The 12,965-nt window shown below is 70.1% G+C and carries 12 protein-coding genes and 1 pseudogene; 8 read left to right on the plus strand and 5 right to left on the minus strand.

The genetic code is table 11. From position 1 onward, the window contains the following. Together AC1DU4_RS25245 and AC1DU4_RS25250 are read left to right on the plus strand one after the other, a co-directional pair. A pseudogene (locus AC1DU4_RS25245) lies at nucleotides 1–194 on the plus strand (DUF309 domain-containing protein); the annotation flags it as partial. Further along, complete coding sequence (locus AC1DU4_RS25250; RefSeq protein ID WP_477844556.1) at nucleotides 194–1,264, plus strand: DNA polymerase domain-containing protein; 1,071 nt, start codon at nucleotides 194–196, stop codon at nucleotides 1,262–1,264. The pseudogene AC1DU4_RS25245 and the gene AC1DU4_RS25250, both read left to right, overlap by 1 nt. A gap of 4 nt (nucleotides 1,265–1,268) precedes the next feature. Here AC1DU4_RS25250 and AC1DU4_RS25255 read toward each other — a convergent pair whose 3' ends face one another. Beyond that, nucleotides 1,269–2,006 (minus strand): MerR family transcriptional regulator, encoded by a 738-nt coding sequence (locus tag AC1DU4_RS25255; RefSeq protein ID WP_477844558.1) that lies wholly within the window; start codon nucleotides 2,004–2,006, stop codon nucleotides 1,269–1,271. Nucleotides 2,007–2,069: 63 nt separating this feature from the next. Between AC1DU4_RS25255 and AC1DU4_RS25260 the strand changes: the two genes are divergently transcribed. Then, on the plus strand, nucleotides 2,070–2,441 hold the full coding sequence (locus AC1DU4_RS25260) for a DUF6194 family protein (RefSeq protein WP_477844560.1): 372 nt from the start codon (nucleotides 2,070–2,072) through the stop codon (nucleotides 2,439–2,441). 122 nt (nucleotides 2,442–2,563) lie between these two features. On the opposite strand, the gene AC1DU4_RS25265 is transcribed toward AC1DU4_RS25260, so the two are convergent. After that, on the minus strand, nucleotides 2,564–3,469 hold the full coding sequence (locus AC1DU4_RS25265) for an alpha/beta fold hydrolase (RefSeq protein WP_477844562.1): 906 nt from the start codon (nucleotides 3,467–3,469) through the stop codon (nucleotides 2,564–2,566). Nucleotides 3,470–3,631: 162 nt separating this feature from the next. On the opposite strand from AC1DU4_RS25265, the gene AC1DU4_RS25270 reads away from it, so the two are divergent. From AC1DU4_RS25270 to AC1DU4_RS25280, 3 genes are all read left to right on the plus strand, one after another. Beyond that, complete coding sequence (locus tag AC1DU4_RS25270; protein ID WP_477844563.1) at nucleotides 3,632–4,222, plus strand: HdeD family acid-resistance protein; 591 nt, start codon at nucleotides 3,632–3,634, stop codon at nucleotides 4,220–4,222. 2 nt (nucleotides 4,223–4,224) lie between these two features. After that, nucleotides 4,225–5,439: a serine hydrolase domain-containing protein gene (locus AC1DU4_RS25275; protein WP_477844565.1), complete on the plus strand. Its 1,215-nt coding sequence runs from the start codon at nucleotides 4,225–4,227 to the stop codon at nucleotides 5,437–5,439. 162 nt (nucleotides 5,440–5,601) lie between these two features. After that, nucleotides 5,602–6,525 carry a L,D-transpeptidase gene (locus AC1DU4_RS25280; protein ID WP_477844567.1) on the plus strand — a complete coding sequence of 308 codons (924 nt, stop codon included), beginning with the start codon at nucleotides 5,602–5,604 and terminating at the stop codon, nucleotides 6,523–6,525. A 72-nt stretch (nucleotides 6,526–6,597) separates the two neighbouring features. On the opposite strand, the gene AC1DU4_RS25285 is transcribed toward AC1DU4_RS25280, so the two are convergent. Continuing rightward, nucleotides 6,598–7,170, minus strand: coding sequence for a TetR/AcrR family transcriptional regulator (locus AC1DU4_RS25285; protein WP_477844569.1), 573 nt, complete (start codon nucleotides 7,168–7,170; stop codon nucleotides 6,598–6,600). 79 nt (nucleotides 7,171–7,249) lie between these two features. Between AC1DU4_RS25285 and AC1DU4_RS25290 the strand changes: the two genes are divergently transcribed. Together AC1DU4_RS25290 and AC1DU4_RS25295 are read left to right on the plus strand one after the other, a co-directional pair. After that, nucleotides 7,250–9,013: an ABC transporter ATP-binding protein gene (locus tag AC1DU4_RS25290; protein ID WP_477844571.1), complete on the plus strand. Its 1,764-nt coding sequence runs from the start codon at nucleotides 7,250–7,252 to the stop codon at nucleotides 9,011–9,013. Between the two features lie 65 nt (nucleotides 9,014–9,078). Continuing rightward, nucleotides 9,079–10,440 carry a DUF2252 domain-containing protein gene (locus AC1DU4_RS25295; RefSeq protein ID WP_477844573.1) on the plus strand — a complete coding sequence of 454 codons (1,362 nt, stop codon included), beginning with the start codon at nucleotides 9,079–9,081 and terminating at the stop codon, nucleotides 10,438–10,440. 48 nt (nucleotides 10,441–10,488) lie between these two features. Here AC1DU4_RS25295 and AC1DU4_RS25300 read toward each other — a convergent pair whose 3' ends face one another. Together AC1DU4_RS25300 and AC1DU4_RS25305 are read right to left on the minus strand one after the other, a co-directional pair. Beyond that, entirely contained in the window at nucleotides 10,489–12,456 is a 1,968-nt protein-coding gene (locus AC1DU4_RS25300; RefSeq protein ID WP_477844577.1) for a M13 family metallopeptidase, read from the minus strand. 66 nt (nucleotides 12,457–12,522) lie between these two features. Beyond that, nucleotides 12,523–12,965 (minus strand): peptidase associated/transthyretin-like domain-containing protein (locus AC1DU4_RS25305; protein WP_477844575.1); only part of this gene is annotated, 443 nt, incomplete at its 5' end.

Consider the following 12,965-nt stretch of genomic DNA (forward strand, 5'->3'; position numbering starts at 1 on the left):
CCGCGGTGGGGGACGGGCCCGCCGCGGCGCGCGAGCTCCGCCGCGGCGCCGATCTCGTCGGCGCCTACGAGTCCCGGCCCCCGCACGCGCTCGACGTCAGCGGCCTGTGCGCCTGGGCCGTCCACCTGGCCGACGAACTCGAAGGCGGTACCCCCGTGACGACCGTGCCCCTGCCGCGACTGAGGATGCCGTGATGGCCGCCAAGAGTGCAGGCGCCGCAGTCGAACTCGACGTGGACGGCATCGCGGTCCGGCTGTCGAGCCCCGACAAGATCTACTTTCCGCAGCTCGGCGCCGACGGCGGGACCAAGCGGCACCTGGTGGAGTACTACCGGACCATCGCGCTCTACGAGGGCGGCGGCATCATGACCGCGCTGCGCGACCGGCCGACCCACCTGCAGCGGTTCCCGGACGGCATCGAGGGCGAGGAGATCTACCAGAAGCGGATCCCCGCGAAGCGGCCCGAGTACGTGGGCACCTGCACCGTCACCAACCCGAACGGTCGGACCGCCGACGCGCTGCTGGTGCGCAGCCCCGCCGACATCGTGTGGGCCGCGCAGATGGGCAACGTGACCTTCCATCCGTGGCCGGTGCGCTCGGCCGACCCGGACCGGCCCGACGAGCTGCGCATCGACCTCGACCCGCAGCCCGGCACCGGGTTCGCCGAGGCCCGGGCGGTGGCGTTGGACGTGCTCGCGCCGCTGCTCGACGAGCTGGGCCTGGTCGGCTACCCCAAGACGTCCGGCGGCCGGGGCGTGCACGTCTACGTCCGGATCGAGCCGCGCTGGGACTTCATCGAGGTGCGGCGCGCCGTCATCGCGCTGGCCCGTGAGGTCGAACGCCGGGACCCCACGCGGGTGACGACCGCCTGGTGGAAGGAAGAGCGCGGCGCGCGGATCTTCGTGGACTTCAACCAGACCGCGCGGGACAAGACGGTCGCGTCGGCGTACTCGGTGCGCAAGACCCCGCGGGCGACGGTGTCGACGCCGGTGACCTGGGCCGAGCTCGCGGACGTCGAGCCGGACGACTTCACCATCGCGACGGTGCCGGACCTGGTGGCCCGGCGGGGCGACCCGGCCGCCGGCATCGACGCCGTCGTGCACTCGCTCGACGGGCTGCTGGAGATGGCCGAGCGGGATGCGTCGAACGGTCTCGGGGACATGCCGTACCCCCCGCAGTACCCGAAGATGCCGGGCGAGCCGAAGCGGGTGCAGCCGAGCCGGGACAGGGACCTGACCGGGCAGGACAAGGCCTCGAAGCACTGACGAACTACCGCCCGCCGGGAGCCGGGGCCACAGTCGGGGAGATCAAGGCGTGGAGTGCGGCGGCACCCTCGAGGAGAGCCCTCGACCGGGCGTCGATGCTCGCGCCCCGGGCGGCCAGTGTGGCCGATACTTCGTCCCACCGCTCGACGCGTCGCAGCTGCGGCAGCAAGGCCTGGAGCGGCGCGATGCGGTAGCCGGCCATCCGGAGCTGATGGACGATTCGTGCGTCCCGCACGTCGCCGGGGAGGTACCGCCGCGGGGCCCGCGGGGAGTCGCGACGGGGAACGACGAGGCCTTCCGCGTCCCAGTGCCGCAACGTCGAGGGGCGCACACCCAGCGCGGTTGCGAGTTCGGCGATGCTCATCGCGTCCGACGGGCGGACGTCGTCGATGGGTTCCTCGGAAATTGCCGAGGCCGCCCGCTCGGCCAGCGCGAGTTCCCGCCGCTCCGTGTGGAGCCGGGCGTGCGCCGCGTCGAGCAGGGCGAGCAGGCCCGAAGTGCGGTGTGCCTGCGCCGCGCGCATGATCTCCTTGGCCTCGATCGGCCCGGTGCCGTCCGCCAGGGCGCGGTAGGCCAGTGCGGAACGCAGATGCGTCTCGTCGTAGATCCGGTATCCCGCGTCGGTGCGTCCGGCCGGCGGCAGCACGCCGTCCCGTTCGAGATTGCGCACCTGCTGGACGGAGTACCCGGCCCGGCGCGCGACATCGATCGTCCGGATTCCGGCCGACTTGCGACTTCCCACCMGTCCACCCTGGTGTATCTGGGCCAAAGTCTCCACAAGCACATGAATGAAAAGCTGGAACACATGAGCATCGAAGAAATCATCGAGTTCCTCGACGGCCTCGGCGGGGTTCTCGCCCTCCGGCCTACGCCCGGTGACGGTTCGCCGGAGGTCAGTTGGGGCGACACGTTCTTCTACTACGCACCCGACGGCGAGGTTCCCACGACGACCCAGCCGTTCGCGACGATCGTGACGAAGGACTACCCGGGCGACGAGCGATCGCGCCTCAACCGCCCGGACACCTTCCGGCTGAATCTCTTCGCCGGCACGGACGCCTTCGTCGGTCGGACAGGCCTGAGGCCGCGCGACGCCACCATGAGCGAGGTCGACCCGAGCGTGGCCGACACGGTGATGCCGCACCCCGTCTACGGCACGCTGGGCTGGCTGGCGTGGTGAATCCGGGGTCGCGGACGGAGCCGGCGATCCGTGAACTGCTGGGCAGTGCACATCATCTGGCCCGCTCGGGGTACGAGCGGCGGGCACAACCGCGGCAGCAGTGACCCGCCGCGCCGGAGCGGTCAGCCTTCGCCGACGAAGTCCAGGACCAACCGGTTCACGGTCTCGGGCTGCTCCAGGTGCAGGAAGTGGCCCGCGCGCGGAATCCGTGCCACCCGGCCGCCGGGTGGCAGCACTGCCTGCACGCGATCCGCGTAGCGCGGCGTCATGCAGCCGTCGTCGTCGCCGTGGAGGTAGAGCATCGGCACCGTCGGTGCCTGCAGGAGGGCCGACTGCCAGTGGCGGTAACGCGCCGGAGGCCGGGGGACGGGGCGCAGCGCGGCGCGGTAGTAGCCGAGGGCCGCGGTCCGGCTTGCGGTCGACTCCAGTGCCGCCGCAACATGTTCGAGGTCCTCGCCGGCGTCGTAGCCCGGCGACCAGCGGCGCCAAAGGTGGGGGATCAGCCGGTCGAGTGAGCGTTCCGACACCCGGGGCAGCTGGTTGAACAGCAGGTACCAACTTCTCGGCAGCTGGGTGGCCAGGAGCCGGGGCACGGCGAGGAGCTCCGACGGGGACCGGCGCGGGACGAATGCGGGCGCCGGTGGCACGGCCATCGACACCACGCGACCGAACGGCGAATCGCGATGTGCTGCCAGCCCGTTCGACGTCACGGATCCCCAGTCGTGCCCGATGAGGACGGCCGAATCGTCGGCGTCGACGGCAGTGTGGATTCCCACGGCGTCGTCCATCAGTGCGCCGATGTGGTAGCTGCCGTCGGAGGGGATCGACGACGGCGCGTAGCCGCGGGTGAACGGTGCGATCGCCCGCCAGCCGCGCTCGCCCAGGGCCGGGCCGAGATGCCGCCACGTCCACGCCGTGTCGGGATATCCGTGCAGGCACAATGCGAGCGGACCGCCGCGCGGACCCCATTCGAGTGTCGACAGCGACACCGTCTCGAGGTCGATCCGGCCTTCGCGGGGGGCGCTCATCACTGCACGGTAAACCACGCGCCGCGGCCGGTTCGGGCCGAAGCCGTTTGCCACCCTGAGTAACAGCTTTCCGGCCCCTCGGCGTGCCCGTCGACAGTAGGCTCGCGGTACCCGCCCAGGCGCTCCGGCGACCGGGCGTCCCGCACACAGTCGGAGGTTGCGATGACGGACAGTCCTCTCGTCGGCAGCAATGAGGCCATCCTGCGAATAGGCAAGGACGTGTGGTGGTCGGTGGTGCTGCGCGGCGTGATCGCCGTGGTGTTCGGCATCGTCGCGATCGCCTGGCCCGCGGTGACCGTGCACGCGCTGGTATTCGTCGTCGGCATCTACTGGATCATCGACGGCCTGGTCACCGCGGCCCGTGCGATCGCGGCCCGGTCGGTCAGCCCGGGGTGGGTGTGGTGGTTGGTCGCCGCGCTGGTCTCCGTGGCCGCGGGCATCGCGGTCCTGGTGTGGCCCGAGATCACCGCGTTGGTCTTCGTGTACCTGGTGGGCTTCTGGGCGATCCTGATCGGCGTGCTCGAGGTGCTCGGTGCGTTCCAGGTGCGCGCGGCCGGCGGGGCGCACTGGGGCTGGCTGCTGCTGATCGGCGTGCTGGCGGTGGTCTTCGGCCTGGTGCTGGTGATCTTCCCCGGGGACGGCATCATCGGTCTGATCAAGCTGATCGGCGTGTTCGCGATCATCGAGGGTGTGCTGCTGCTGATCGCCGCCTGGCAGGTGCGTGCCGCGGCGAAACGCGCCGGCGTGGTGTGACGATGAGTGAGCGCACCGCCCGGATCCACCACCTCGACGAGATCACCCGGCCGCCGACACAGATGCACGTGGACCCGCGGTTCCTGCCGCTGGCCGACCGGTTCTTCGCGATGTACCGCCGCCCGCAGCACGGCGGCGGGGCCTTGTCGGCGTACCTGGACGGCGAACTGGTGCTGGACATCTGGGCCGGTTGGGCCGACCGCGACCGGCGCTGGACCCACGACACGATGGCGCTGTCGTTCTCCACCGGCAAGGGCGTCGCCAGCACCGTGGTGCACCGACTCGCGGAGCGCGGCGTGCTGTCCTACGACGAGCCGGTGGCGACCTACTGGCCGGAGTTCGCGGCGGCAGGCAAGGAGCGGATCACGGTCCGCGACGTGCTCACCCACCGCGCCGGACTGCACAAGGTCCGCGGCTTGGTCCCGGGCAAACGTGCGCTGCTGGACTACGACACGGTGGTCGCCGCACTGGCCGCGAGCCCGCCGGACCCCCGGCGGCTGTCCGGGCCGGGGTACCACGCGGTGACATTCGGCTGGATCGTCGCGGAGATCGTGGCCCGCGCGTCCGGCCGTGAGTTCACGGACGTGGTGCGCACCGAGATCGCCGAACCGCTCGGGGCGGCGGACTTCTGGTATCGGGTGCCGGTGGAGAAGCGGGACCGGATCGCAAAACTGTTCCCGCACATCAACCCCGGCGGCATGCCGTGGGGTCCGACGTCGTCGGTGCTCACCCGGGTGCGCCCGCTGAACGGGCTCGCCGAGGCGGCCATGCCGGACGGCTTCGACGAACTGGTCCGGGATCCCGCCGTGCACGATGCGGTCATGCCGGGCTGGAACGGGGTGTTCACCGCACGGGCACTGGCCAGGATGTACGGCGCCATCGCGAACGGCGGGACGATCGACGGGCGAGAGTTCTTGCGGCCGGAGACGATTGCCCAGATGGGGACCGTCCAGACCCGTCGTCGCGATTACGTCCTCGGGGGCGCGCCGGTGAACTGGCGGCTCGGGTACCACCCGGTCTTCGTCGCCACCCCGGTCCAGCCGCGGTACGCGTTCGGGCACTACGGCGTCGGCGGCTCCGGCGGGTACGCGGACCCCGCGACCGGGTTGTCGTTGGGCTATGTCACCAACAGGATGGGCAGCGCGCTCACCGCACTGGGCGACCTGCGTCTGGCCCGTCTCGGTGCGAAGGCACAGGCGATCGCGGCTCGCCCGTAACCGCAGGCGCCGGCTCGGCCTTCGAGTTCCCAGCCCGCCACCGGCGTGGGACACCTGCGCAAATCGGACACCTGATTACCATGGGTAAGGAGTTTGAGGCGCTGTCGGCAGGAGGCCGTGTTCGTCGCGGCGGATCGGCGGCAGCCGAGCGACGGGGGCGAGATGGGTACCGAGACGACCGGGCGGGCGCGCTGGGCGGCGCGAATCGGGGCCGCACTGCTGGGGGCGGTGGCCGTCGGGGTCGTGGTGATCCCGCCGGCGCAGGCGGCACCGCTGTTCCCGGGTGGGCCTGAGGCGCCGACCCTGCCCCAGTGGCAGCTACCCGAGTTGCCGAAGCCCGAGTTGCCGGCGTTGTCGCTGCCGGCCGTTGAGTTGCCGACCGTCCCCGGGCTGCCCGTGCCGGTCTCGCCGGCGCCCGTGGAGCCGCCGGTGGGTCCTGCAAACTTCTCGGCGCCACGCCTCGACCCGTCCGAGGGCGAGGTCGTCGGCGTCGCGCAGCCGATCGTCATCCGGTTCGACGAGAGCATCGGCGACCGCGCCCAGGCCGAGCGGGCGGTCCCGATCACCAGCACCCCGAGGGTGGACGGCCACTTCTACTGGATCAGCGACAGCCAGGTCCGGTGGCGGCCGAATGCGTTCTGGCCGGCGAACGCCGACGTGGTGGTCGAGGCGGGCGGGGCGCGGTCGGCGTTCCGGATCGGCGACGCCCTGGTCGCGACGGCGGACGACAACACCAAGCAGATCGTGGTCACCCGCAACGGCGAGGTGGTCAGGGCGATGCCCACCTCGATGGGCAAGGCCGGTCACGAGACGCCCAACGGCACCTACATCGTCGGCGAGCGAGTGCGTGAGATGTACATGGACTCGTCCACCTACGGTGTTCCGGTGGAGTCGCCGGAGGGCTACCGGACCTACGTGGAGTACGCCACGCGCATCTCCTACAGCGGCATCTTCCTGCACGCGGCGCCGTGGTCGGTCGCGGATCAGGGCTACACGAACGTCAGTCACGGCTGCCTCAATGTCAGCACCGAGGACGGCCGGTGGTTCTTCGAGAATGCCAAGAAGGGCGACCCGGTGATCGTGTAGAACACCGCGGGCGGTGTCCTCGACGGCCGCGACGGACTGGGGGACTGGAACCGGTGAGGGTGGGGCGGAGCCCTAGTCTCGCGTAATGCCCGAGATCGTCATGTCGATGGCCTCGAGTGCCTCGGTCCGCGAGTAGCCCTCGTGCTCGAAGCTCTCCCAGCCGGTGAGCAGCGTCCACCACAACATCCTGCGGATCCAGCGGACCTGGAGTGCGCGGCCGATGGAGCCTTCCTGCTGGCCCCGCTCGATCAGGGTGATCAGGGGCGCGTCGATGGTGCCCAGACGGTCCCAGAACTCCTGGTTCGCCAGGGAGTGGGGATCGCCGAACACGAGTGTCAGGACGGGGCCGAGGTCGAAGCACTCGTGGCTCATCCGACGTAATGCGGCGTCGGCCGGCCCGTCGACGGGGCGGGCCCGATCCAGTGCCGCGCCGAGCTTGTCGAGTGCGTCCTGGCCGAGCGCGACCAGCAGGTCGGCGCGCTCTGGGTAGTAGCGATGCAGCGTGCTACGCCCGACCTCCGCCTCGGCGGCGATCTCTCCGAGCGACGCACCCGAGTTTCGGCCGAGGGTCTGGAATGCCGCGTCGAGGATCGCGCGGCGAGTCCGGGCCCGTGTGCCTGATTCGGTGGCGGAATCTATGGACATGGAATGACGGTAACAGCATTGAGATCCAATCTGGAACAAACCACGACATAAATGGGACATTGATGGTTCACTGATGGACATGACTGATTCGACGGCGCAGGAGTCCTGGCCGAACGTGCGACTGTTGTGGTCCTTCATTCGTCCGCACCGGGTGGCACTGTCGATCGGTCTGGTCCTGTCGTGCGCGTTCACCGCGGTCGGGCTCGYGTTGCCGATGATGATCAAGGTGGTTCTCGACACGCTGGGTACCGGTGGCGGGCTCGGCGGGCCGATCACCATCCTGGTGCTGCTGCTCCTTGCCGCCGGCAGCATCGGGTTCGTGCAGCTGAACCTGATGGGTTCGCTCGCCGCCCGGGTGGTGTTCGAGGCGCGGGAATCGATGGTGCGCAGCTACTTTCGTGCCACCGTGGCAAGCGTGACCAAGCGGCCGTCCGGTGAGCTGGTCACTCGCGTCACCTCGGACACCATGTTGCTGCGGGAGGCCACGTCCACGTCGCTGGTGGGCATTGTCAACGGAGTGGTGGCGATCGTCGGCACGCTGGTGATGATGGCGGTGCTCGACCTGGTCCTGCTGGGCACCATGGTGGGTGCCCTGGCGGTGGTGGGTGTGCTCGCGGCGGTGCTGATGCCGATGATCGGGAAGTCGCAGCGGAAGGTGCAGGAATCCGTGGGCCGACTCGGCGGCGTGCTCGAGGGTGCGCTTCGCGCGATCCGCACGGTGAAGTCCAGCCGGGCAGAGGATCGGGAGACCGAGCGGATCATCGTCGACGCCAAGGACTCGCAGCTGCACAGCGTGCGTGTCGCACGGATCTCCGCGGTGGTCTGGACCGTCGCCGGTGCGGGACTGCAGCTCGCCATCGTCGGAATCCTGGCCTTCGGGGCGTGGCGGGTCAGCACCGGCGCCCTGGCGGTGTCCGGTCTGGTCGCCTTCCTGATGTACGCGTTCATGATGATGATGCCGGTGACGGAGCTGACGCAGAACTTCACGCTCTTCCAGGCGGGGATCGCTGCGGCAGGACGGATCCGCGAGGTCCAGGCGATGGAGGCCGAAGAGCAGGACGAGGTCCAGGTCCGGCAGCTGCATGCCGCGCCGGACGTGCCGGTGCTCGAGCTTGTCGACGTCACCGCACGATATGCACCCGGCTCCGAACCGTCCCTGCGGGGGGTCAGTGCGAGCATCCCCGCGCGTGGCCACACCGCGATCGTCGGTCCGTCCGGAGCCGGTAAGACCACGGTGTTCTCGCTGTTGCTGCGCTTCCTCCACCCCGAGAGCGGCGAGATCCTGCTCGACGGCGTCCCGTTCTCGGAGATCTCGTACGAACAGGTGCGCTCGCGGCTGGCGTACGTAGAGCAGGAAACTCCCATCGTGCCGGGGACGATGCGTTCGAACCTGCTGTTCACCCACCCGGGGGCCAGCGAGGACGAGGTCTGGGAGGCATTGCGCGCGGTGCACCTCGAGGACATGGTCCGTGCGCTGGACGAGGGCTTGGACAGCGATGTGTCCGGCACCAGCATTTCCGGGGGCCAGCGGCAGCGAATCGCCGTGGCGCGGGCCATTGTCCGGCGCCCCGACGTGCTGCTGCTCGACGAGGCCACCGCCCAGGTGGACGGCCGCACCGAGGCCGCCATCCACGACGTGATCCGCGAACTGTCCAAGGACAGTGCTGTGGTGACCATCGCGCACCGGCTCTCCACCGTGATCGACGCGGACAGGATCCTGGTGATGGAGGACGGGCGGATTCGGGCCAGCGGCACCCATGCCGAGCTGTTGCGCTCCGACGCGCTGTACCGGGAACTGGTCGCGGCGCTTCGGATCAGCACGGCTGAGCCGATCGCCGTCTGACCGCCGCGCTGCACAATCGTCTCGTCTAGCTGCGGAAACGTTCTCGGCGGCGGTACCATCGGGCGATGGCAGGTGCCGTTTTCGAGCCGCCGGAACCCGCCGATGCTCGACGTCGGCGCGGTAAAAGGCTGCGAGCCACCGTCCGGCGGGAGGCACTCGGCGAGTGGTCACCGTCCGCCGACCGCCCCGACCCGACCGGCATCCTCGACCGGCAGAACGCCACCAGGGTGCCCGAGTTGGTGCCGCTGCGGTACCAGCGGATGCTGGCCTCGCCGTTCAGCTTCCTGCGGGGGTCGGCGGCGATCATGGCGTGGGACCTCGCACACGGGCCGCGCACCGACCTGATGGTCATGGCCTGCGGGGACGCCCACCTGGCGAACTTCGGACTCTTCGCCGGCCCGGACCGGCGACTGGTGTTCGACCTCAACGACTTCGACGAGGTGCATCGAGGCCCCTTCGAGTGGGACGTCAAGCGGCTCGCGGCGTCGGTGTTCGTCGCGTCCGTCGAGGACGGTCACGAACCTTGGGAGGCGCGCGCGGCCGCCCGGGTGGTGGGGCAGGCGTACCGGGAGACGATGGCGCGCGCGGCAGGCATGACCTCCCTAGACATCTGGTACGCACGGATCGAGGCGGACGCCCTGCGTGAACTGGTGCGGGAGATGGTCGGCTCCCGGCCGGTCGCCGCCACCGAGGCGGTGTTCGCGAAGGCGGAACGGCGCACCCCGCTGGACAACCTGGCACGGTTCGCGACCGTCACCAGCGAGGGCCTGCGGATCAAGGAGGATCCGCCGCTGGTGGTGCGGCTCCCGCACGACCGGCACGCCGAGGCGACCAAGCTGCTCTTCGACGCCTATGCCAACTACCTGGACACCCTCGCCAGCGACCGCCGTCAGCTGGTGGCGCGGTACCGCTTCCAGGACATCGCGCGCAAGGTAGTGGGGGTCGGGTCCGTCGGCACCATGTGCTTCATCGTGCTGTTCGTCGGGGACACCACCCAGGACCCACTGTTCCTGCAGATCAAGGAGGCACAGGAATCGGTGCTGGCGCCGTACGTCGAGGGCGTCGAGTACCGGGACCAGGGGCAGCGGGTGGTGGAGGGGCAGCGCCTGATCCAGAGTGCGAGCGACCCGTTCCTCGGCTGGTTCACCGGGACCGGTCCGCTGGGCCGCGACTTCTACGTTCGGCAGCTGCGGGACAAGAAGGGTGGCTTCGACATCAGCGTCATGCGGCCGGAGGGCATGCGGGTGTACGCGCGGGTGTGTGCGAGCGCGCTGGCCCGCGCCCACGCCCGCACCGGGGATCCGATTGCGATAGACGGGTACCTCGGCAGCGGGGCGGCGTTCGACGCGGCGATCGAGCGGTTCGCCGTCCGCTACGGCAAGCAGAACAGGCGGGACTACCGGAGGGTGCGCGCCGCGCGAGGTTGACGGGCGGACCGATCCGCCCGCCAACTCCGCACGAACACGACGGCTCCGCTACCAGATGCGCACGCGGAGTTCGGGTTCCAGGTAGAGGTCGTCGCCGGGCGTCACGTCGAACGCGTCGTGGAAGGTGTCCAGGTTGCGCACCACGCCGTTGCAGCGGAACTCCGGCGGCGAGTGCGGGTCGACGGCGAGGCGGCGCAGGGCCTCCTCGTTGCGGGCCTTGGTTCGCCACACCTGGGCCCACCCGAAGAACACCCGCTGCAGTCCGGTCAGCCCGTCGATCTCCGGGGCCTGCTTGCCGTCCAACGCGATCCGGTACGCCTCGAGTGCAATGGACAGCCCGCCCAGGTCGCCGATGTTCTCGCCGATGGTGAACTCTCCGTTGACCTTGTGGCCGGGCAGTGCCTTCGGCTCGAAGGCGTTGTACTGCTCGATCAGCGCGGTGGTGCGCTTGCCGAACTCGGTGCGGTCGTCGTCGGTCCACCAGTCGACCATGTTGCCGTCGCCGTCGTACTTGGCGCCCTGGTCGTCGAAGCCGTGCCCGATCTCGTGGCCGATCACCGCGCCGATCCCGCCGTAGTTGGCGGCGTCGTCGGCTTCCGCGTCGAAGAACGGCGGCTGCAGGATGGCTGCGGGGAAGACGATCTCGTTCATCCCGGGGTTGTAGTAGGCGTTGACGGTCTGCGGCGTCATGAACCACTCGTCACGGTCCACCGGGCCGCCGAGCTTGGCCAGGTCGCGGTCGTGCTCGGCGGCGTAACCGCGGCGGTAGTTGCCGACCAGGTCGTCGGCGGTGATCTGCAGCCCGGAGTAGTCGCGCCACTTGTCGGGGTAGCCGATCTTCGGGGTGAACTTCTCCAGCTTGGTCAGCGCGGCCTTGCGGGTCTCGGGTCCCATCCACTCCAGTTCGGAGATGTTGCGCCGGTACGCCTCCTGCAGGTTGGCGACCAGTTCCTGCATCCGTGCCTTGGCCTGGCCGGGGAAGTGCCGCTCCACGTACAGCTTGCCGACGGCCTCGCCGATCAGGTCCTGCACCAGCGTCACACCACGCTTCCACCGCTCGCGGTTCTCCTCCGCGCCGGTCAGGGTCCTGCCGTAGAAGTCGAAGTTCTCGGCGACCACGTCCTCGGTGAGATACGGTGCGCGCGAGTGGATCACCCGCCAGGCAGTCCACGCCTTCCAGTCCTCGAGCGGGCGCTCGGCCCACAGCGCGGTCATCGAGGCGAGGAAGCTGGGCTGGCGGACCACCAGCTCCGCGAACGTTTCCGTGGTGCCGCCGAGGCCGGAGACCCATGCGGCCCAGTCGAACCCGGGGTTCTCGGGGGCGAGGTCCGCAAACGTCACCAGGTTGTAGCTCAGCTCCGCGTCACGCCGCTTGACCACGTCCCAGTGGCCGGCCGCGATCGCGGTCTCGAGGTCGAGAATGCGCTGCGTGTCGCCGGCCGGGTCGGGTCTGCCGGCGAGGGCGAGCATGGCCTGCACGTGCGCCCGGTAGGCCTCGCGGGTGTCGGCGTAGGAGTCCTCGCGGTAGTAGGACTCGTCGGGCAGGCCGATGCCAGACTGCGTGAGGTGCACCAGGTAGCGGGTGGAGTCCTTGGCGTCGGTGTCGACATAGCTGGCCACCACGCCGCCGACTCCGACGCGCTCGAGCCGACCCAGCAGACCCGCGAGCGCGGACCCGTCGGCGACGGCGTCGACCTCGGCCAGCTCCGCCGCGATGGGCTCCAGACCCGCGCGCTCGACGGCGTCGGCGTCCATGAACGAGCTGTACAGGTCGCCAATCCGCTGCGAGTCGGTGCCCGGCGCGCCCGCGGCCGCGGCGGACTCGGTGATGATCGCCTGCACGTCGATCTCGGCCTGGTCGTAGAGGGTGCGGAATGCGCCGTCGACGGCCCGGTCGGCGGGTATCTCGTAGCCGTCGAGCCACTGGCCGTTGACGTGGACGAACAGGTCGTCCTGGGCTCGGATGCCCGTGTCGAGGTGGGTGAGGTCGATTCCGGAGCGCGTCATGCCCTCCATCATGGCCGCTCGGCGGCTCGTGCGCGGTTGACGGGCCCGTGGACCCGTCAACNNGTGCACGACTGCCTAGACGCCGATGTTGACGGCGCCGCGATAGCCGTCCGCGGTGTTGACGACGGTCACCAGGCCGGATTCGTCGAAGATGCCGTCCTGGGCATTGTTCGTGTTGTTCCCGCGTCCGGTGTGCTCGTCGTACGGGGCGCCGGCGTAGACCTCGCCGAGCAGGGCCTCGTCGAAGAACAGCTGGGTGGTCAGCACGGTCTTCTTGTCCACGTGCACCTTGACGTGGATGTGCGTGGTCCGGCCCATGTACCAGCCGGGGAAGACGGTGGTGAACGCGGCGACCCCGTTGGCATCGGTGACCTGCGCGCCCCGCAGGTAGGTGCCGTCGTCCGTGGTGGTGGCCTCGCTGTCGCCGACGCTGTAGGAGCCGTCGGAGGTCTCCCCTGAGCCGGCGCCGCCCGGACCGCCGGCGCCCGGACCATCGCCGCCACCGGGCCCGCCGGCCG

This window comes from Rhodococcus sp. P4_F5, from assembly GCF_056401315.1.

Bases quoted from the DNA above. Each gene is read 5' to 3' on its own strand.
- AC1DU4_RS25265 (WP_477844562.1), bottom strand. From the start codon at position 3,469: ATGAGCGCCCCCCGCGAAGGCCGGATCGACCTCGAGACGGTGTCGCTG.
- AC1DU4_RS25300 (WP_477844577.1), bottom strand. From the start codon at position 12,456: ATGGAGGGCATGACGCGCTCCGGAATCGACCTCACCCACCTCGACACG.
- AC1DU4_RS25275 (WP_477844565.1), top strand. From the start codon at position 4,225: ATGAGTGAGCGCACCGCCCGGATCCACCACCTCGACGAGATCACCCGG.
- AC1DU4_RS25270 (WP_477844563.1), top strand. From the start codon at position 3,632: ATGACGGACAGTCCTCTCGTCGGCAGCAATGAGGCCATCCTGCGAATA.
- AC1DU4_RS25280 (WP_477844567.1), top strand. From the start codon at position 5,602: ATGGGTACCGAGACGACCGGGCGGGCGCGCTGGGCGGCGCGAATCGGG.
- AC1DU4_RS25260 (WP_477844560.1), top strand. From the start codon at position 2,070: ATGAGCATCGAAGAAATCATCGAGTTCCTCGACGGCCTCGGCGGGGTT.
- AC1DU4_RS25285 (WP_477844569.1), bottom strand. From the start codon at position 7,170: ATGTCCATAGATTCCGCCACCGAATCAGGCACACGGGCCCGGACTCGC.
- AC1DU4_RS25250 (WP_477844556.1), top strand. From the start codon at position 194: ATGGCCGCCAAGAGTGCAGGCGCCGCAGTCGAACTCGACGTGGACGGC.
- AC1DU4_RS25295 (WP_477844573.1), top strand. From the start codon at position 9,079: ATGGCAGGTGCCGTTTTCGAGCCGCCGGAACCCGCCGATGCTCGACGT.